The sequence below is a fragment of the Terribium retamae genome (genome assembly GCF_022347545.1).
GTDB classification, from domain to species: Bacteria; Pseudomonadota; Alphaproteobacteria; order Rhizobiales; family Rhizobiaceae; genus Mesorhizobium; species Mesorhizobium retamae.
In genome coordinates, this window is the sequence record NZ_JAKREW010000001.1 from 669,187 (window position 1) to 687,512 (window position 18,326).

At 59.6% G+C, this 18,326-nt stretch carries 19 protein-coding genes; 11 read left to right on the top strand and 8 right to left on the bottom strand.

Annotated elements, in window-relative coordinates; translation table 11 throughout:
- Positions 1–154: 154 nt before the first annotated feature.
- Positions 155–289, top strand: coding sequence for a hypothetical protein (locus L4923_RS30870; RefSeq protein ID WP_275448200.1), 135 nt, complete (start codon positions 155–157; stop codon positions 287–289).
- Positions 290–313: 24 nt separating this feature from the next.
- On the opposite strand, the gene L4923_RS03195 is transcribed toward L4923_RS30870, so the two are convergent.
- The 3 genes from L4923_RS03195 to L4923_RS03205 form a co-directional block, all read right to left on the bottom strand.
- Complete coding sequence (locus L4923_RS03195) at positions 314–784, bottom strand: GNAT family N-acetyltransferase (protein WP_239362069.1); 471 nt, start codon at positions 782–784, stop codon at positions 314–316.
- Between the two features lie 212 nt (positions 785–996).
- Positions 997–3,792 carry a DNA gyrase subunit A gene (gene gyrA, locus L4923_RS03200; RefSeq protein ID WP_239361968.1) on the bottom strand — a complete coding sequence of 932 codons (2,796 nt, stop codon included), beginning with the start codon at positions 3,790–3,792 and terminating at the stop codon, positions 997–999.
- A gap of 272 nt (positions 3,793–4,064) precedes the next feature.
- Complete coding sequence (locus L4923_RS03205) at positions 4,065–4,916, bottom strand: helix-turn-helix transcriptional regulator (protein ID WP_239361969.1); 852 nt, start codon at positions 4,914–4,916, stop codon at positions 4,065–4,067.
- Positions 4,917–5,000: 84 nt separating this feature from the next.
- On the opposite strand from L4923_RS03205, the gene L4923_RS03210 reads away from it, so the two are divergent.
- The 3 genes from L4923_RS03210 (at position 5,001) to L4923_RS03220 (ending at position 6,656) form a co-directional block, all read left to right on the top strand.
- Entirely contained in the window at positions 5,001–5,528 is a 528-nt protein-coding gene (locus tag L4923_RS03210) for a hypothetical protein (protein WP_239362071.1), read from the top strand.
- A 36-nt stretch (positions 5,529–5,564) separates the two neighbouring features.
- Positions 5,565–5,942, top strand: a complete 378-nt coding sequence (locus L4923_RS03215; RefSeq protein WP_239361970.1) for a VOC family protein — start codon at positions 5,565–5,567, stop codon at positions 5,940–5,942.
- A gap of 84 nt (positions 5,943–6,026) precedes the next feature.
- Entirely contained in the window at positions 6,027–6,656 is a 630-nt protein-coding gene (locus L4923_RS03220) for a MarC family protein (RefSeq protein ID WP_239361971.1), read from the top strand.
- Positions 6,657–6,713: 57 nt separating this feature from the next.
- On the opposite strand, the gene L4923_RS03225 is transcribed toward L4923_RS03220, so the two are convergent.
- From L4923_RS03225 to ssb, 3 genes are read right to left on the bottom strand one after another with little or no spacing between them, the layout of a single operon-like run.
- Positions 6,714–7,160, bottom strand: coding sequence for an OsmC family protein (locus L4923_RS03225; RefSeq protein ID WP_239361973.1), 447 nt, complete (start codon positions 7,158–7,160; stop codon positions 6,714–6,716).
- Positions 7,161–7,188: 28 nt separating this feature from the next.
- Positions 7,189–8,103, bottom strand: coding sequence for a 5'-methylthioadenosine/S-adenosylhomocysteine nucleosidase (locus L4923_RS03230; protein ID WP_239361975.1), 915 nt, complete (start codon positions 8,101–8,103; stop codon positions 7,189–7,191).
- A 46-nt stretch (positions 8,104–8,149) separates the two neighbouring features.
- Positions 8,150–8,683 (bottom strand): single-stranded DNA-binding protein, encoded by a 534-nt coding sequence (gene ssb / locus L4923_RS03235; RefSeq protein WP_275448201.1) that lies wholly within the window; start codon positions 8,681–8,683, stop codon positions 8,150–8,152.
- 233 nt (positions 8,684–8,916) lie between these two features.
- Here ssb and L4923_RS03240 point away from each other — a divergent pair, with 233 nt between their 5' ends.
- From L4923_RS03240 to L4923_RS03270, 7 genes are all read left to right on the top strand, one after another.
- Positions 8,917–9,231: an ArsR/SmtB family transcription factor gene (locus L4923_RS03240; protein ID WP_239361978.1), complete on the top strand. Its 315-nt coding sequence runs from the start codon at positions 8,917–8,919 to the stop codon at positions 9,229–9,231.
- Positions 9,228–9,695, top strand: a complete 468-nt coding sequence (locus L4923_RS03245; protein ID WP_239361981.1) for an SRPBCC family protein — start codon at positions 9,228–9,230, stop codon at positions 9,693–9,695. The genes L4923_RS03240 and L4923_RS03245 overlap by 4 nt, the downstream gene beginning before the upstream one ends.
- A 19-nt stretch (positions 9,696–9,714) precedes the next feature.
- The gene (locus L4923_RS03250) at positions 9,715–10,320 is read left to right on the top strand and encodes an ATP-dependent Clp protease proteolytic subunit (protein ID WP_239361983.1); all 606 of its coding nucleotides are present in this window, start codon (positions 9,715–9,717) and stop codon (positions 10,318–10,320) included.
- Between the two features lie 45 nt (positions 10,321–10,365).
- Entirely contained in the window at positions 10,366–10,671 is a 306-nt protein-coding gene (locus L4923_RS03255; RefSeq protein ID WP_239361985.1) for a hypothetical protein, read from the top strand.
- Positions 10,672–11,342: 671 nt separating this feature from the next.
- Positions 11,343–14,264, top strand: a complete 2,922-nt coding sequence (gene uvrA, locus L4923_RS03260) for an excinuclease ABC subunit UvrA (protein WP_239361989.1) — start codon at positions 11,343–11,345, stop codon at positions 14,262–14,264.
- Positions 14,261–14,542: a DUF302 domain-containing protein gene (locus tag L4923_RS03265; RefSeq protein ID WP_239361991.1), complete on the top strand. Its 282-nt coding sequence runs from the start codon at positions 14,261–14,263 to the stop codon at positions 14,540–14,542. The genes uvrA and L4923_RS03265 overlap by 4 nt, the downstream gene beginning before the upstream one ends.
- Before the next feature lie 530 nt (positions 14,543–15,072).
- Positions 15,073–15,879 (top strand): DUF72 domain-containing protein, encoded by an 807-nt coding sequence (locus tag L4923_RS03270; protein WP_239361992.1) that lies wholly within the window; start codon positions 15,073–15,075, stop codon positions 15,877–15,879.
- Positions 15,880–15,959: 80 nt separating this feature from the next.
- On the opposite strand, the gene L4923_RS03275 is transcribed toward L4923_RS03270, so the two are convergent.
- Positions 15,960–16,724, bottom strand: a complete 765-nt coding sequence (locus L4923_RS03275; protein ID WP_239361993.1) for a PopZ family protein — start codon at positions 16,722–16,724, stop codon at positions 15,960–15,962.
- A gap of 194 nt (positions 16,725–16,918) precedes the next feature.
- Positions 16,919–18,298, bottom strand: coding sequence for a TolC family outer membrane protein (locus L4923_RS03280; protein WP_239361994.1), 1,380 nt, complete (start codon positions 18,296–18,298; stop codon positions 16,919–16,921).
- Positions 18,299–18,326 lie beyond the last annotated feature (28 nt).

The window sequence follows — 18,326 nt, forward strand, 5'->3', positions numbered from 1 at the left end:
AATGCCCACCAGCGCGCCCGTGAACCCTTCGTCAACCATGAACAGCAGATGAACGGCACGATCACACACGGTTAAAGTCTGTTCACGTACAGATGATCATACGCGGTGAAACCAATTCACCTTCTGCTCGTTTAGGGAACAGGAGATTAAAGCCATGATGATCCTCATGCTCGCCACCGCAATGACCGTAGCCATGCTGATCGCGACCGTTTTCGGCCTGCACCAGGAAGCCGAGCGCGTGCGCCTCGACGATCTCGATCGCCGCCATCGTTTCGGCAAGCATCGCTAGGCAATCTCACGCTCATCTGCTGTGCTAGGTGAGCCGCTTTTCCATATCCACCACGATCCAACCCGGACGTTTTGGGTTGTCCCGCCTGCCGGTTTCGCGATAGCCAAAGGCTGAATACAGCGCGATGTTCCGTTCCATTTTGGCGTTTGTATAGAGCTTGATCAGGTCGATCCCGTTTTCGCCCGCTTTTTCCTCAGCCCACTGCAGCAGTCGGGCACCAAATTTCCTACCTTGGAATTCCGGCGCAACGGCTATGGAAAAGATCAGTATATGATCGGTATGCGGTTCGAGGACGACCAGGCCAACCGGCGTGTTTGACAGTTCCAGCAACCACACCTGTTTCGACGCGATACGCGGACCGTAATCCTCGCTGACTGGAATGGGCGGTGCGCCAAGCAGTTGCGTATAGACCGCATAGGCTCGTTCAGTCAGCGATACCACAGCCTCGAGCTCCGATGGATCTGCTAGCCGGAGGTTCGGTTCCTTCTGTTCCATTCGTTCTCTCAGACGTGGATTGTGCAAGCCGGCAGGCGCAACACCAGAAACCATCATCAGGAAAAGCCCCATGCGCCAGCCGGTCGAAGTTGATCGGGCAAGCCTGGACACGCTTCAAAAAGAAAGGCGGCTTCAGAAAGCCGCCTTTCAAAAACATCAGGTAAAATTCGCACTTGCCCCAGACGGCTCATGCAGGAGATCGGTCAGGCCGATCAGACTTCCCCACCCTCATTGCCGTCGCTTTCAGCAGGATTTTCGTTTCCTTCCGCGGCTTCCTCGTCGCCACCCTCATCTTCGCCTTGCGGCTCGGAGATGCGTTCCACCGACACCACCTTTTCACCTTCGGCGGTGTTGAAAATTGTGACACCCTTGGTGGCGCGGCTGGCGAAGCGGATATCGTGCACAGGCACGCGGATGACCTGACCGCCGTCGGAAACCAGCATGATCTGGTCGTCGTTGCCGATCGGAAATGCCGCGACAAGCGGACCGATCTCACCCACCTTCGAGACGTCGGTGGCGCGGATACCCTTGCCACCACGGCTGGTCAGGCGGAAGTCATAAGACGAAGACCGCTTGCCGTAGCCATATTCGGTAACGGTGAGCACGAACTGTTCGTGCTGCCTGAGGAATTCGTAGCGCTCATCGGAAAGCTGGGCTTCCTCCGAAACTTCCTCGTTGGTCAGCGCGACCTCTTCCTCTTCTCCAGCGCCCGCGAGGCGACGCTCGGCCACGGAACGTTTCAAATAGGCCGCACGCTCTGCCGGATCCGCGTCGACATGTTCGATGATCGCCATCGAGATGGCGCTATCACCTTCAGCGAGATTGATGCCCCTCACCCCCTGTGACGAGCGGCCTGCGAAGACGCGCACGTCGGAAACCGGGAAGCGGATGCACTGGCCGCTGTTCGCGGTGAGCAGAACGTCGTCATTGTCGGTACAGGTTTCGACCGCGAGGATGGCATCGCCCTCCTCGTCGAACTTCATCGCGATCTTGCCGTTACGCTTGACGTCGACGAAGTCCGACAGCTTGTTACGGCGCACAGTACCGCGCGTGGTGGCGAACATGACGTCCAGTTCGCCCCAGCTCGACTCGTCCTCAGGCAACGGCATGATGGCAGTGATACGGTCGCCGTTCTCGATCGGGAGCATGTTGATCAGCGCCTTGCCACGAGATTGGGGGTTACCGATCGGCAGGCGCCAGACCTTCTCCTTGTAGACGATGCCGCGCGAGGAAAAGAACAGGATCGGCGTGTGCGTGTTGGCTACGAACAGTCGCGTGACGAAATCCTCGTCCTTGGTCGACATGCCCGAGCGACCCTTGCCGCCGCGGCGCTGCGCCCGGTAGAGCGAGAGAGGCACACGCTTGATGTAGCCCGAATGCGAGACCGTGACGACCATATCCTCGCGCGGGATGAGGTCCTCGTCCTCCATGTCGGAGCCGGCATCGGTGATCTCGGTACGGCGCGGCGTGCCGAACTCGTCGCGGACGGCGATAAGCTCGTCCTTGACGATCTGCTGGATGCGCGCGCGGGATGCCAGAATATCGAGGTAATCGGCGATTTCGGCGCCGATCTTGTTCAATTCGTCGGCGATCTCGTCACGCCCCAGAGCGGTCAGGCGCTGCAGGCGCAGTTCGAGGATGGCACGAGCCTGTTCCTCGGAGAGATTGTAAGTGCCGTCCTCGTTGATGCGATGACGCGGGTCGTCGATCAGGCGGATCAGCCCCTCCACATCGGCAGCCGGCCAGCGGCGCGTCATCAACTGGTCGCGCGCCGATTGAGGATCCGGCGCGTTGCGGATCAGCTTGATGACTTCGTCGATGTTTGCGACGGCGATGGCCAGGCCGACCAGGACGTGGGCGCGGTCGCGCGCCTTGCGCAGCAGGAACTTGGTACGCCGGCTGATGACTTCCTCGCGGAAAGCCACGAAGGCACGCAGCATGTCGAGCAGCGTCATCACTTCCGGCTTGCCGCCGTTGAGCGCCACCATATTGGCGCCGAACGAGGTCTGCAGCGGCGTGAAGCGATAAAGCTGGTTGAGGATCACCTCGGTATTGGCGTCGCGCTTCAGTTCGATCACCACGCGATAGCCTTGGCGATCGCTCTCGTCGCGGATGTCGGAGATGCCTTCGATGCGTTTCTCGCGCACCAGTTCGGCCATCTTCTCGATCATCGAGGCCTTGTTCACCTGATAGGGAACCTCTGTGATGACGATGGCTTCGCGATCGCCGCGCATTTCCTCGACATGCACCTTGCCGCGCATGACGACCGAACCACGGCCGGACGAATAGGCATTGTAGATGCCGGAGCGGCCAAGGATAAGGCCGCCGGTCGGGAAGTCCGGGCCGGGAATGATCTCCATCATCTCGGTCAGGTCGATGGCCGGGTTTTCCATGACGGCGATAGCGCCGTTACAGACCTCCACCAGATTGTGCGGCGGGATGTTCGTCGCCATGCCGACGGCGATACCGCCGGCACCGTTGACCAGCAGTGCCGGGAAACGCGCAGGCAGGACACGCGGCTCCTGCCCGGACGCATCATAGGTATCCTGGAAATCGACAGTATCCTTGTCGATGTCTTCCAGCAATTCGTGCGCGACCTTGGTCAGGCGCGATTCCGTATAACGCATCGCCGCCGGCGGATCGCCATCGATCGAGCCGAAATTGCCCTGTCCATCGATGAGCGGAACGCGCATCGACCAGTCCTGCGCCATGCGCACCAAGGCGTCGTAGATCGAAGCGTCGCCATGCGGATGGTATTTACCCATCACGTCGGCGACCGGACGCGCCGACTTCACATATTTGCGGTTCCAATGATAGCCGCTCTCATGCGAGGCAAACAGGATGCGCCGGTGCACCGGTTTCATGCCGTCGCGCACGTCGGGCAACGCGCGACTGACGATCACGCTCATGGCGTAATCGAGATAGCTGCGCTGCATCTCCTCGATGATGGAAATCGGCTCGATGCCTGAAGGACCCTCAGGCCCCTGCGGTGTTTTCTGGTCGGTCAAAATGGATCGCAATCAATTGGGAATCACTGGCCTCTTATATAGGAAAGACGGGCCATTCTCCAATGCGAGAGCGAGGTTTTTCACCAACGAACCGATGTTTTCCAGCGCTTATTTTTGAAGTCTTTTCAAAGAGATAGCCAGAGCCCGGAAAGACGGCACCGATGAAGCTCGAGAGATTGTGGCAGCCGTGTGAAATGCGCCCGCCCCTTGCCGCTGCCCTACCGGCGAAATCCCTCCCTCAACCATCCAAGGTTGCGACGGATTTTTGCCCCTTACACACGTAGCCGGCGCAGTTCCGGAACAGGCCGGCTGGATAACCTGTATTCGCTCGGCGTTTGCCCCATCACTCTCCGGAAACGGCGATTGAAGGTGGATAAATCTCCAAAACCGGCCTCGAAGGCGATCCTCGAAACCGCATCTCCGGCGATCCGCAACCGGACGGCAGCGCGATGCAATCTTGTCCTCAGCAGAAACTGATAAGGGGTCAGGCCAACGATCGCGCGGAATGAACGCAGGAAATGATATGGGCTGGTCGCAGCCTTGCCTGCCAAGTCGGACAGCGACAGATGCTCCTCGCTTTGTGACTCTATTAGGCGTATCGCTTCCGCGACCCGCTTTTCATCGCGTTGGCTGACTTTTACCGGTCTTCTTGGCGATCCGGTCGTCAAAGTCGCGGTAGCACCTGCCAGTCGCAACGCGACCTCCTCCAATTCCTTGGCGTCACCTTCACTGCGCGCGACTTCGGCATCCGCAAGAAGTGCAGCAAGCTCCGGCCGCGCCGGCAGGTTCGGTGCATCGAACTTCATGTGCCTGGCGCCAGGCACAGTCGCCATAACGCTTTCCAATGCCTCAGGAGAGAATTGGAAGGACAGGCAATGGTCGCCATTGCTGTGCTCGTGCCCGCATTCGAAACAGGTCTTTGCGTTGCCGAGCAGCAAAGAGCCTGGCGTCATGACCGCCGCTCCTTGGTTCGAGCGGTAACGAAAGGTCCCGCGCATGACGGCCGCGACACAGAACGAGCCGTGCTCTTCCTCGAACGGGCGCTCGTCCACCGCCGCCGTACAAACAATGTCGGCAACGCTCCATCCGGACCCTTGGGCAAGTATCCGTACCTGCTGGCTCATCGTCGGGATTTAGCAATTTTTCCCAAGCCCAGACAGCAGGCAAGCGCTATGCCGCTGATGTCTCCTGACAGGTTCGAGGTTGCTATGCATCGCCCAAACTCCTTCGCCGAGGCCCTACACGCGTCGGAGCCCTTCTCCGCCCATGTTGATAAGCTCGCGCTCTACGGCCGGTTTGTCGGAGCATGGAGTTTCGACGCCAAACGTTGGACCGATGAGGGCAAGCTGCTCACCGGTCGCGGCGAAATCCATTTCGGCTGGGCGCTGGAGGGACGGGCGATCCAGGACGTTTGGATCCTGCCTGCGCGCGACGCTGGCCCCTCGCCTGAACTCGGCCCCTGGAAATTTTATGGCACGACTCTTCGGGTCTATGACCCCGGCATCGATGCCTGGCATATCCTGTGGAGCGATCCGCGCACGCAATACTACAGTCGACAGACAGGCCGTTCCGACGGTGCGGACATCGTCCAGCTCGGCAGCGATGACAGCGGAACAAGAACTCGCTGGCGCTTTACCGAAATCAGCGACCATTCGTTCCGCTGGCTTGGGGAGCGTGCCAGTGATGAAGGAGACTGGCATCTGCAAGTGGAATTCCTGGCGCGACGCATCGCGTGATCTCCCTTTTAAAAACAACTCAAAGCGAGGTTCAAAGTGCTCGACCATGTCTCTATCGGCGTTGCAGACCAATCCCGCTCCAAGACCTTCTATGACGCTGTCCTGGCCCCGCTCGGCTATTCGTGCCTCAGTGAATTTCCGGGTTCGCTGGGTTACGGTCGCGACGGCGTCTCTCTCTGGATTCTCCAAACTGACCGGCCGGTGCCGGCCGATATGGCATCGGGTCTTCATTTCTGCTTTGCCGCACCAAACCGGAACAGTGTTCGTGCCTTCCACGCAGCAGCACTTGCTCATGGCGGCGACGACAATGGCGAGGCCGGCCTGCGCGCCGATTATGGCGACGGCTATTTCGCGGCCTTTGCCATCGATCCTGACGGCTACAGAATAGAGGCCTATTGCAGTTCAGACGACTAACGCCGATTGTTGCCTGACTGAGCGTTGGCAACTCCCTCATAATAGCGCTACCAATGATCCGGTTGCGCCGAGAGAGGGAACGGCATGCCGAGCTACGAAAGCCTCTTCAACGCCTTCGTGACACTGCTCGTGACCATAGACCCACCAGGGCTCGCGCCGCTTTTTCTCGCGGTGACCCGAGGCATGAACAGGGAGCAGCGCAGCCAGGTATCGGTTCGCGCTTCGATCATCGGTTTTCTGGTCATCGCGCTGTTTGCAGTGGCTGGCGCTTCGATCCTATCGGTATTCGGCATCACTCTGCCGGCCTTCCGTGTGGCCGGCGGCTTCCTGCTGTTCTTCATCGCCTTCGAGATGGTTTTCGAACGTCGGCAGGATCGCAAAGAAAAAAGCGCGGATGTAGCGATCACCAAGGATCACATCCACAACATCGCGGCTTTTCCGCTGGCCATCCCACTGATCGCCGGCCCTGGCGCCATCTCGGCCACCGTCCTGCTGTCGAGTTCGTTTCAAGGTATCGGCGGTCAGTTGGCGTTGCTCGCCATCATCCTGGCCTGCCTGCTCATCACCTATCTGGTGTTCGTGTTGGCGGAACGCATCGACGGAATTCTCGGACAGACCGGACGCTCGATCCTGACCAGACTGCTCGGAGTGATCCTGGCCGCGCTGGCTGTCCAGTTCGTAGCCGACGGCATCAAGGCCTTGGCCGCGGGCTGATCGCTTCCCAACGGCGTGATCGAACCGGCAAGATCGATCAGACGCCAATCAGCGCGGTCATACACCGGCCGGGCTAGGCAATTGTGCAGCCGTATCGATTACTTCGAAGTCGTGCGTCACCGTCGCTGTCTTGCCCATCATTATGGACGCGGAGCAGTATTTTTCCGCCGACAGCTGAACCGCGCGCTTGACCTTGTCGTGTGACAAATTTTTGCCCTTGACGATGAAGTGCATATGGATGCGCGTGAAAACCTTCGGATCCGTCGGCGCACGATCGGAATCCAGCTCCACAACACAATCCTCGACCTGCTCGCGCCCCTTTTCCAAAATGTGCACGACGTCGATGGCCGAGCAGCCGCCAGTTCCGATCAAGAGCAATTCCATCGGGCTTGGGCCGGGGGTCTTGCCGTCGTCGCCATACGTCGTGCCGAGAACCAGCTTGTGACCACTCGCAGACTCGCCCACGAAGGTACGCCCCTCGACCCATTTGATACGCGCCTTCATCCTCGTGTCCTTACCTGCCTCAACCGCCCTACGGCATTTCTGCCAGCAAAGCCTTGACCACATTGGCCGAATTCGTTGACGCCAGCGCCATGAAAGTCGCCATCTGATTGGCGCCTTCTCCGCCACCGGCGAGATCCGACAGGCTCCGCACCGCCAGGAACGGAACCCCGTTGCTGTAGGTCACATGCGCGACCGCAGCACTTTCCATGTCGAGCACTTTGGCGTCGAAGGTCCTGTGCACATAGTCGCGAAACTCGGCATTGTCGACGAAAGCCTGGCCCGAAACACCGTTGCCGCCGACGATGATCTTCGGCGGTTTGGCAAGGCATTTGTTTTCCGGTGCGCATGCTTGCAGGTCGAGCTTGGCCGCAACCTTGCGAGCCACCTCCAGCAATGCTGGATCGGATGAGAACCAGAACTTCGTCTCCTCGCCGCCCTTGCGGGTGACAGTCACCGAACGCGGCACGATCATTCCGTAACCGGCAAATTGATCCTTGGAGATGAAGGGCGGAATTTCGTAACCATCGCCGACTTTGCGCGCGAAAACCGCCTCGAGATATTCCCCCCACCGATCCGCAACGACGACGTCGCCTATGTTGAGCGCAGGGTCAACGCCACCGGCGATGCCTGAAAATATCACGGAGGTCACGACAAAGCGGTCGAGCGCCGACTGCGTGGTCATTGCCGCGTTGACCATGCTGACACCGCTGAGGAACAGCACGACATCCTTGCCGGCGAGCTTTCCAGTGATGAATTTGCGCCCGTTGATTTCGTGTTCGACCTGATCGGAGAGATCGGCCTGGAGAGAGATCCATTCGGGTGGAAAGGCAGAAACGACCGCGATGCGTGGTTTGTCATCAAGCCGCTCCGCTGCCGAAACGGCAGCGGACAACGCAGCGAAGAACAGCAGGCCGAACGTCATCACGCGTGCGAAGGCACTCATGTCACAGTTCCTCGCCAGATCATCATGTCAGGGCTGTCGGCAGAAATCAGAACGGGATTTCGTCGTCCAGTTCGCGCGAACCGCCACCCCCACCGCCGCGATTGCCGTTCCCGCCGCCAAAGCCACCGCCGGAGCTGCGACCGCCACCGAAATCACTGGGGCCGGATTGACCGAAGCTGTCACGGTTGCCGCCGGAATAACCGACCTGGCCGCCTTCGCCCTGCCCACCGCGCGCATCGAGCATCTGCAATTCACCACGGAACTTCTGCAGCACGACTTCGGTCGTATAGCGCTCCTGGCCGCTCTGGTCCTGCCATTTACGCGTCTGCAATTGGCCCTCGACATAAACCTTCATGCCCTTCTTCAGATATTGCTCGGCCACCTTGGCGAGTTGGTCATTGAAGATCACGACATTGTGCCACTCGGTTTTTTCCTTGCGCTCGCCCGAATTCTTGTCGCGCCAGGTTTCCGATGTGGCGACACGGATATTGACGACCGGGTCACCCGAATTCAGCCGGCGGATTTCAGGGTCCGCGCCCAGATTGCCCACCAAAATGACCTTGTTGACGCTACCAGCCATCACACATCTCCGCGCTCATCCGAAACCAATTCTCGCCGCACCATATAGGCTGGGTGACCTGCCCGCCTCCACGGACACGCCTTTCCCACAAGGTTTTTGTTCTATTTATGTTCTAATTCTTAATACACCGACTTGTCAAGGAATGTCAGCAAAGACGCTTGTGTAAACGTATTTCTGAAGCTTGCGCGGAAAGGCTATTGCCAAATCTATAAGTATCCACTTATGCTTTTGACATGATCGAATCCGAAATCTTCAAAGCCCTGGCCGACCCTACCCGCCGCGCGCTGTTCGAACGACTTGCCGCAGACGAGATGACCGTTTCTGAATTGCGTACTGGCACACCCATCTCGCAGCCTGCCGTCTCGCAGCACCTCGCGGTGTTGCGCAATGCCGGACTGGTGAGTGAGCGACGCGTCGGACGCAACGCCTTCTACCGGGCCGACCCGGAAGGGCTGTCACCGCTATTCACTTGGGTCGAACGCTACCGCGCCTTCTGGCCTGAGCGCATCGAAAGGCTGAAGACCGTGCTGAAGGAGATGGATCAATGACCCATGAAAAACCTTGCCACGAAGACATCGTTCTCGAATGCGATTTGCCGCAGGCACCGGAAAAGGTGTGGCGTGCGCTTACCGAGCCGGAAATCGTCGCCGCCTGGCTGATGCCGAACGACATCAAAGCCGAAACGGGGCATCGTTTTTCGCTCGGGGCTGAAGGCCGCATCGATTGCAAGGTTCTTGATGCAGAGCCCGGAAGGCTGCTGCGCTATTCCTGGCGCGAGCAAGGCACCGCGGGATCGGAGCAGGCGCAAGGCTTCGCCAGCGTGGTTACTTTCGAATTGGAACCTTCGGCAAGCGGCGGAACGCATTTACGTGTCGTCCATGACGGTTTCGTCGCAATCACGACAATGGCCTGCAGCATCGCCGGTGCCAAATGCAGCGTCACCATCAATGCGTTGAAGAACAACAAACCGCTCGCCATTACCAATGCACCACAATGGCGCATGGCGGCCTGAACCGAGAAGGAACAAGATGATGTCCGGCATTGCCAACCTCGTGCCCATGGTGATCGAGCAGTCGAGCCGCGGCGAACGCTCCTTCGACATTTTCTCCCGGCTGCTGCGCGAGCGCATCATTTTCGTCAACGGCCAGATCGAGGACAACATGGCCGCAATCATCTGCGCGCAGTTGCTCACGCTGGAGGCAGACAATCCCGAGAAGGAGGTGTCGCTTTACATCAACTCTCCAGGTGGCGTGGTGAGTTCCGGCTTCGCCATCTACGACACGATGCGTTACATCTCTTGCCCGATATCCACGGTCTGCATGGGCTTTGCTGCCTCCATGGGTTCGTTCCTGCTGATGGCTGGCGACGCCGGTCGACGCATCGCCCTTCCCAACAGCAAGATCGTGCTGCACCAGCCGCTAGGCGGCTTCCAGGGCCAGGCATCCGACATCCAGCGTCACGCCGAGGACATCCTGAAAACCAAGCGACAGATGATCGACCTGTACGCCCGGCATTGCGGCCGCACCACCGGGGAGGTCGAGGCCACGCTCGACCGCGACCATTTCATGAATGCCGAGGAAGCCAAGGCTTGGGGGCTGGTCGACCATGTTTATGACTCGCGAAAACGGGCAGCGTGAAGTCCCAGATCATCTGACTAATAGAAGGTTGAGCCGGCACTGGTCGTGTCGGTTCATTACGCTTATGTTCCGGCGATGACCTCTATGGCCGCCCCTGCACTCGCAACTCTCGTGATAATCCTCTCGGCTTCGGCAGCATTGGCCGGAGACACGGGCAAACAGGTGCAAAAGCCGCTGCCCGGTGTCAACGGAGGCTACAGCATCGTCAAGCCGGCAGCCCCGCAACCTGAACCGGACGATTACGACCCCGCCACAGGTCGTCAGTTCAAGATCGGCAATATGGATGTACGGATTTCCGGATCGGTGACCGTGGATATCGGTGCTGGTGATATTTCCACACCACGACGCTGAATTAGAGCCGGTGCATTGACCAATAAGAACAGCCCCGCCGCAGCGTTTGCATGCGGACGGGGCTTTTAAGGGCTGTACCCAAATCTACCGGGAGCGTTTTACCGGTTTTGGGATTTCGGGTGCTTCGCGGCTCACAGCCGACGACCCGACTAGTAGTCTCTGATTGTGAGGGATCGACAGGTCACCGCTTGCCTCGGATAGGCGCTGCCTTCCTGACACTTATGCCTGCCGCGGCTCCAACGACAGTTGGAGCCCGTAGGGACTGTCCGGTGGGGTCATACCTCGCTCCTTCTGTTGGTTGCTCTTGCCGTCTTCCTGAACTCTCACTCGTCTGGTCTGCGGCGCCTCGCAGACCGCCTTCCGGCTCGAGGATCGCCAGTGGGCGATCGGTTCAGGCGACGGAACAACCTTGCGCTTTCACTTCCGCAGCGTCAACCGGCAGCCAGCCGATTCCAAAAATTGTGATCGGAACGGTCCGGAACGTCACGTTCTGCTGACATAGCATTGTCAGGAGCACGTTCGGCCTTTGTTCTTTTTTGCTTGCTCGCCCGCGCGAAAGGCGGTTAAACGCTGAAATGTTGGGGATCTCTCGATCTCGCGGCGATAATACCCATATGAGCGGGCGGCGGCAGGTTCGCCAATCCGAGATCTTGCAGAGGCGGCGGACCGGCATGGCCGACCATAAATATATTTCCATTCGCGGCGCGCGCGAACACAATCTGAAAAACGTCGACCTGGATCTGCCCCGCGACAGCCTTGTCGTCATGACCGGCCTGTCCGGTTCGGGCAAGTCCTCACTCGCGTTCGACACTATCTATGCCGAGGGCCAGCGTCGCTATGTCGAGAGCCTTTCGGCCTATGCGCGTCAGTTCTTGGAAATGATGCAGAAGCCGGACGTCGACCAAATCGACGGCCTGTCGCCGGCCATCTCGATCGAGCAGAAAACGACGTCGCGCAATCCGCGCTCGACAGTCGGCACCGTTACCGAAATCTACGACTATATGCGCCTCCTGTTTGCGCGCGTCGGTGTGCCCTATTCACCAGCCACCGGCCTGCCGATCGAGAGCCAGACCGTTTCCCAGATGGTCGATCGCGTCTTGGCCCTGGAGGAAGGCACACGCCTCTACATCACCGCGCCGATGGTTCGCGGCCGCAAGGGCGAATACAAGAAGGAACTGCTGGAACTCCAGAAGAAGGGCTTCCAGCGCGTCAAGGTCGACGGCATCTTCTACGAGATCGCCGACGTGCCGGCACTCGACAAGAAATACAAGCACGACATCGATGTTGTCGTCGACCGCATCGTCGTTCGTGCCGACCTTGCCACGCGCTTGGCCGACTCCATGGAAACCGCCCTCAAACTTGCAGACGGTTTGGCTGTCGCGGAATTCGCCGACCGGCCCTTGCCAGCCGAAGCAACGGCGGAAGAATCTGCCTATAAATCCAAGAACGAGACGCACGAACGTATCCTTTTTTCGGAAAAGTTCGCTTGTCCGGTTTCCGGCTTCACCATCCCGGAAATCGAACCAAGGCTGTTTTCCTTCAACAACCCGTTCGGCGCCTGTCCGACCTGCGATGGCCTCGGTAGCCAGCGCGCCATCGACGAAAACCTGGTCGTGCCCGACGATAATGTGACCTTGCGCGACGGCGCGGTGGCACCTTGGGCGAAGTCCACCTCGCCATACTACTCCCAGACGCTGGAAGCTTTGGGCAAGGTCTATGACTTCAAGCTTGGCGACAAGTTCAAGGATCTGAGAGAAGAGGCCAAGCAGGCCATCCTGCGTGGGACCGGCGAGCGCGAAGTCACTTTCAATTATGACGACGGCCTGCGCTCCTACAAGACCACCAAGACCTTCGAGGGCGTGATTCCCAACCTCGAACGGCGCTGGAAAGAAACGGAATCGGCATGGATGCGCGAAGAAATCGAGCGCTTCATGGCTGCCACACCCTGCCCCGCGTGCGGCGGCTATCGGCTGAAGCCGGAGGCGCTGGCAGTAAAGATCGCCGGCAAACACATTGGCGAAGTGACGGAGCTGTCGATCCGCAAGGCCGACCTGTGGTTCAATGAACTGCCGGCGCAACTGAACGAAAAGCAAAACGAAATCGCCATCCGCATCTTGAAGGAGATCCGCGAGCGGCTGCGTTTCCTCAACGATGTCGGTCTTGACTACCTGACGCTGTCGCGCAATTCCGGCACGCTTTCCGGCGGTGAAAGCCAGCGTATCCGCCTCGCCTCGCAGATCGGCTCGGGCCTCACCGGCGTGCTTTATGTGCTGGACGAGCCGTCGATCGGCCTGCACCAGCGCGACAATGCGCGCCTGCTGGACACGCTGAAACACCTGCGCGACATCGGCAACACGGTGATCGTCGTCGAACATGACGAGGACGCCATCCTGACTGCCGACTATGTCGTTGATATCGGGCCGGCAGCGGGCATTCATGGCGGCCGTATCATTGCGCAAGGCACGCCGCGCGACGTCATGGCAAACCCGGCCTCCATTACCGGCAAATATCTTTCCGGAGAGCTCGAGGTTGCCACACCAACCGAACGACGCCCCGGTAAGAAGGGCAAGCGCGTCAAGGTTGTCGGCGCCCGCGGCAACAATCTGAAGAACGTCACCGCCGAGTTTCCGCTCGGCACGTTCACTGCGGTGACTGGCGTTTCCGGCGGCGGTAAGTCGACCTTCCTGATCGAGACGCTGTTCAAGGCAGCGTCGCGCCGCATCATGGGATCGCGTGAACATCCTGCCGAGCACGATCGCATCGAGGGTCTGGAGTTCCTCGACAAGGTCATCGACATCGACCAGAGCCCGATCGGCCGTACCCCGCGTTCCAACCCGGCAACCTATACCGGCGCCTTCACGCCGATCCGCGACTGGTTTGCCGGCCTGCCCGAAGCCAAGGCGCGCGGCTACCAGCCCGGCCGCTTCTCCTTCAATGTCAAAGGTGGCCGCTGCGAGGCATGCCAGGGCGACGGCGTCATCAAGATCGAGATGCACTTTCTGCCGGACGTCTATGTCACCTGCGACGTCTGCCACGGCAAGCGCTACAACCGAGAAACCCTGGACGTTACCTTCAAGGGAAAGTCGATCGCTGATGTGCTCGATATGACCGTCGAGGAAGGCGTCGAGTTTTTCGCCGCGGTGCCTGCGGTGCGCGACAAGCTGATCACGCTCAACCAGGTCGGCCTTGGCTATATCCACATCGGACAGCAGGCAACCACGTTGTCGGGTGGCGAGGCGCAGCGAATCAAGCTCGCCAAGGAACTGTCGCGCAAGGCCACCGGCAAGACGCTCTATATACTCGACGAGCCGACCACGGGATTGCATTTCCACGATGTGGCGAAGCTCTTGGAAGTGCTGCATGAATTGGTCGACCAGGGCAACACGGTGATCGTGATCGAGCACAATCTCGAGGTCATCAAGACAGCAGACTGGGTGCTCGACCTCGGCCCCGAAGGCGGCGATGGCGGCGGTGAGCTGGTGGCTTCCGGCACGCCGGAAGATATCGTCGCCGAGCCGCGCTCCTATACCGGCCAATTCCTCAAGGAACTTCTGGAGCGTCGGCCGAAAGGCAAACGCGAGGCGGCCGAGTGAACGACAGCGAAGGCATCGTCTCGGTCGAAAGCCGCTTCGAGGTGCCCGAAACCCTCGATCGCCTGGCAGAGACGGTGACCGGGCTTGGCCTCTACATTTTTGCCCGCATCGATCATGCGGCAGGCGCACGCGAGGCCGGCATGACGCTTCGCCCAACGCAGCTTTTGATCTTCGGCAACCCTAAGGGTGGAACGCCCCTGATGCAGGACAGGCAGATTGCCAGCGTTGACCTGCCAATGAAAGCGCTCACCTGGGAAGATCAGGGCGGAAAGATCTGACCCTCCTGCAACACGGCCGAGTGGATCGCCGCCCCGCATGCCCTCGGTGACGCCAGCGCAACGGCGGTCCAGGCGATTGCCGGTGGCAAGGTCGTCAGGATGGCGGCAGGCCGGGAATAGCCCTGCTCCGGCCGGGTTCGTCCGCAGCAGACACAAAAACCAGGAAACGGGAACAAAAAAAGAGCAGACGAAATCTTCGCCTGCTCTCCCTAGCATTTGGCGGCAACGCGGCCGTTGGCACCGCGCCGCGCCCCCGAGCCAAAGAACCGGGAGAACGGTATTAACGGTCTGCCTTGATGTTAGCGCATCTTAATCCAAGGTACATACCTCAAATGGAGGAGATGGGAGCTTTGGAGCGCTGCCCTGGAGCACAACCCAGCCGATCAAAGGGACTTTGCTCAACACCTGACGGCCCTGGTGCTGGACGGAATTTGGCAGGATGATTGCCGGCTTTGCCGATTTCGGATGGCTTGCCGCGCTTCGCCGTGGTTTGACTGACCAGCGGCATCGAACGGCACAAGGAGGGATGGATGAGTGCAGCAGGAACAATCCGGTCCGGTATGGGCGGCTGGACATTCGAGCCCTGGGATACGTCGTTCTATCCGGAAACGCTGTCGAAGGCGAAGCAGCTCAACTATGCGTCGCGACAGGTCCCTACCATCGAAGTCAACGGCACTTACTATTCGACCTTCAAACCGCCGACATTCGCCAAATGGGCGAAGGATACGCCGGACGGATTTGTCTTCTCACTGAAAGCAATCCGCTTTGCGACCAATCGCCGAGTGCTGGCTGAAGCTGGAGAATCGGTGCAGCGCTTCCTCGATTCAGGCGTCTCGGAACTCGGCGACAAGCTCGGGCCTATTCTTTGGCAATTCGCGCCCACCAAGCGCTTCGACGCCGATGATTTCGGTGCATTCCTGGCGCTTCTGCCCGAAAAGCAGGATGGGGTCACACTGCGTCATGCGGTCGAGGTCCGTCACGATTCTTTCATCGTCCCCGAATTCGCCGCGCTCGCACGAAAGCACGATGTCGCGATCGTTTATGCCGACCATGCGAAATATCCGGCGATTTCCGATGTAACCGGCGACTTCGTGTATGCGCGGCTGCAGACTGGCAGCGACGACAATCCCGATTGCTATACGCCGAAAGCGCTCGATCAGTGGGCAGAACGCGTCAAGACCTGGGCTGCAGGCGGTGAACCGGATGACCTCAAGCGTGCCGACCCCGGCACCAGAGCAGAGGCCAGGCCGCGCGACGTGTTCGCCTACTTCATCACCGAAGGTAAGGTCCGGGCCCCCTTCGGCGCCATGGCACTGATGAAACGCGTCGGATCCTGAGAGGCAAAGGCAGGCGCCGTCTTCGTCGAGGCGGCGTCTGCGTGTTTCGGCAGGAGCGAGCGGAAAGCCCTCAGCCTTGATCAGGAGCCTCGAGCGACCCGCTCGATCTCTTCGCGCACGAGACGCTCGACCAGCGTCGGCAAATTGTTGTCCAGCCAGTCCTGCAGCATCGGGCGCAGCATTTCGGCCGCCATGTCGTCAAAGGTCTTCTTGGCTCGCCCGGCGAAGGCTTCCGACAATTCCTCGAAGGAAGCCGCCACCTGGCGGCTGGTATGTTCGGATATCAGCGAGGGTCGCAGCGCAGCCGTTTCCAGGGCCGACCCCACGCGCGCTTCGCCCTTCGGGAGCGTTCCCGAGATACCGCCATCGGGCAGTTCGGAGACAGCATGCTCTGGCTTGAGGATTTTCTCCACCCGTTCATCAGAAACAGCCTCGACTTCTCGCGGCCACCCGGTACGAGCAGTCATTTCATCGTGGGTCGCAGCTGCTTGCGACCCGGCAGGTGCGGATCGAGCCGTCATTGCGCCGATTTCAGCCAGCGTTATGACTGAAGCGGCAGGACGCTCATGCTCGGCGTCTTCCGCCGTAAGCTGCGCTTGGACCTCGGCAAGGCTGACAGGCTTGCTCGGCGCTTCGGTGCGCAGTTCACTGCGAAACGCATCGACTTCAGGGGCGGTCTCCTCGACAGAGGCAGACGCGGCCGCAGCAGCTTCCTCATACTGTCCCGCCTCGGATTCGAGTGCGGCCTTACGGCCCGAATCGCTGTCTTCGATGATCCTGCGGATGGAAGCCAGGATCTCTTCCATCGAAGGTTCGCGCTGCGCGCTGCTTGCTGCCGTGGCCATGGTCACATTCGCCGCCCTGGAAACCTGTTGCATTTTCGCCCGGCACGAAGGCCGATTCGAATCATCGGCTCAAGCGTAACCGACCGATTGCAATCAGAGAATCCCCAAACCAGGGGCTGGCGCTGTTTCAACAGATTAGAAATGAAACAGCCCCGCTAGGCGGGGCTGTTTCAAATTCACAAGACCGTGGATGATCAACGACCATCCGGTGTGCGCAGGCCAATCCACTTGTCTTTGACAGCCTCATAGTGCTCTTCCGGATTGTATTTCGCCACCTGCAGGCCCAGGCGCTCGACGGTAAGGCGCCCCATCGCCTGAAGGATACCGTAGCTGGCAATCACCACATCGCGTTCGGAAGCGGCCAGATTAATCTGCGCGCTAATCACCACGTTCTGGGCGTTCAAGACGTCGAGCGTCGTCTGCTGACCGACATTGCGCTCTTCGATCACGCCGTTCAACGCCAGTTGCGCGGCTGCGATGGAAGCGCGATTGGCATCAACGTTCTCGCGAGCCGCCTGATAGGCAGTCCACGCCGCCACAACATTCTTACGCACAAGGTCGCGCGTCACATCGACCTCGATGCGAGCCTGACCGAGTCTCTCCTTCTGCTGACGAACGGTCGCAGACGTACGGCCACCCGAATAGATCGGCACCGTCACGGTCGCCCCTACGCTGGCAGAGGTCGACGAACCGTCGGGACTTAGGATGCTGCCGGGCGATGCATCTCGATAATTGCGAGAAATGCCTGCTGAAGCACTCACTTGCGGCAACAGTGCACCTTCGGCTGCCTTGACGCCGAAGCCGGAGGCATCGACGAGGTGCTGATTGGCCAGGATCGCTGGATTTTCGTTCGTCGCCGCGGCAATGGCATTTTCGATGTTCGACGGCAGCAGCTTGCCCAGCGGCGATGGCGCTTTCAGCTTGCCCGGCTTGTCACCGATGATCTGACGATAGATTCCTTCGCTGGCCAGCACCTGCGCCTGGGCCGCGCTCACCTGGGCTTGTGCCGTGGAACGCTGAGCGTCGGCCTGTGCTACGTCGGTGCGGGTACCTTCACCCACTTCGAAGCGCGAACGCGCCGCGCGCACCTGCTCGGTCAGGAATTTGAGATTCTGTTGGGTTAACTTCGCGACCTGACGATCGTGAATAACGTTCATATACGCCTGAGCCGCAGCGAAAAGAGTATCATTCTGGGTGTTGTTCAGCCCTTCCCGGGAAGCACGAACCTGCGCTTCCGCCGCGGCAACATTGTTCTTGGTCTGGAAACCATCGAAGAGAGTCTGATTGATCTGAACGCCGAAATTGCCCGTCGTCAGGCGGCCGGCGTTGTTTCCTCGCGTGCTCGAATAGTCGATGCTGGCCGAACCTGTGACGGTCGGGCGCCAGCCGGACTTGGCAATCGCCACGCCTTCGTCAGTCACACGTACGCCGGCGCGCGACGAATTCAGCGTCGAGTTGTTCTGATAAGCCTTTGACAGTGCGCCGAGTATGGTTTCGGCAGATGCCGCGACGGGAGAAAGCGCGGTCACCGAAGCAAGCAGAATTGCGAGGAGACTCTTGTTTACAGAATGCACGGCAAATCCTCATTCTTCATTGGAAACC

Excerpts from the sequence above, each read along its gene's own strand:
- L4923_RS30870 (WP_275448200.1), top strand. The coding sequence starts at position 155 with ATGATGATCCTCATGCTCGCCACCGCAATGACCGTAGCCATGCTGATC.
- L4923_RS03195 (WP_239362069.1), bottom strand. The coding sequence starts at position 784 with ATGGAACAGAAGGAACCGAACCTCCGGCTAGCAGATCCATCGGAGCTC.
- L4923_RS03205 (WP_239361969.1), bottom strand. The coding sequence starts at position 4,916 with ATGAGCCAGCAGGTACGGATACTTGCCCAAGGGTCCGGATGGAGCGTT.
- L4923_RS03210 (WP_239362071.1), top strand. The coding sequence starts at position 5,001 with ATGCATCGCCCAAACTCCTTCGCCGAGGCCCTACACGCGTCGGAGCCC.
- L4923_RS03220 (WP_239361971.1), top strand. The coding sequence starts at position 6,027 with ATGCCGAGCTACGAAAGCCTCTTCAACGCCTTCGTGACACTGCTCGTG.
- L4923_RS03225 (WP_239361973.1), bottom strand. The coding sequence starts at position 7,160 with ATGAAGGCGCGTATCAAATGGGTCGAGGGGCGTACCTTCGTGGGCGAG.
- L4923_RS03230 (WP_239361975.1), bottom strand. The coding sequence starts at position 8,103 with ATGAGTGCCTTCGCACGCGTGATGACGTTCGGCCTGCTGTTCTTCGCT.
- ssb (WP_275448201.1), bottom strand. The coding sequence starts at position 8,683 with ATGGCTGGTAGCGTCAACAAGGTCATTTTGGTGGGCAATCTGGGCGCG.
- L4923_RS03240 (WP_239361978.1), top strand. The coding sequence starts at position 8,917 with ATGATCGAATCCGAAATCTTCAAAGCCCTGGCCGACCCTACCCGCCGC.
- L4923_RS03245 (WP_239361981.1), top strand. The coding sequence starts at position 9,228 with ATGACCCATGAAAAACCTTGCCACGAAGACATCGTTCTCGAATGCGAT.
- L4923_RS03250 (WP_239361983.1), top strand. The coding sequence starts at position 9,715 with ATGTCCGGCATTGCCAACCTCGTGCCCATGGTGATCGAGCAGTCGAGC.
- uvrA (WP_239361989.1), top strand. The coding sequence starts at position 11,343 with ATGGCCGACCATAAATATATTTCCATTCGCGGCGCGCGCGAACACAAT.
- L4923_RS03270 (WP_239361992.1), top strand. The coding sequence starts at position 15,073 with ATGAGTGCAGCAGGAACAATCCGGTCCGGTATGGGCGGCTGGACATTC.
- L4923_RS03275 (WP_239361993.1), bottom strand. The coding sequence starts at position 16,724 with ATGGCCACGGCAGCAAGCAGCGCGCAGCGCGAACCTTCGATGGAAGAG.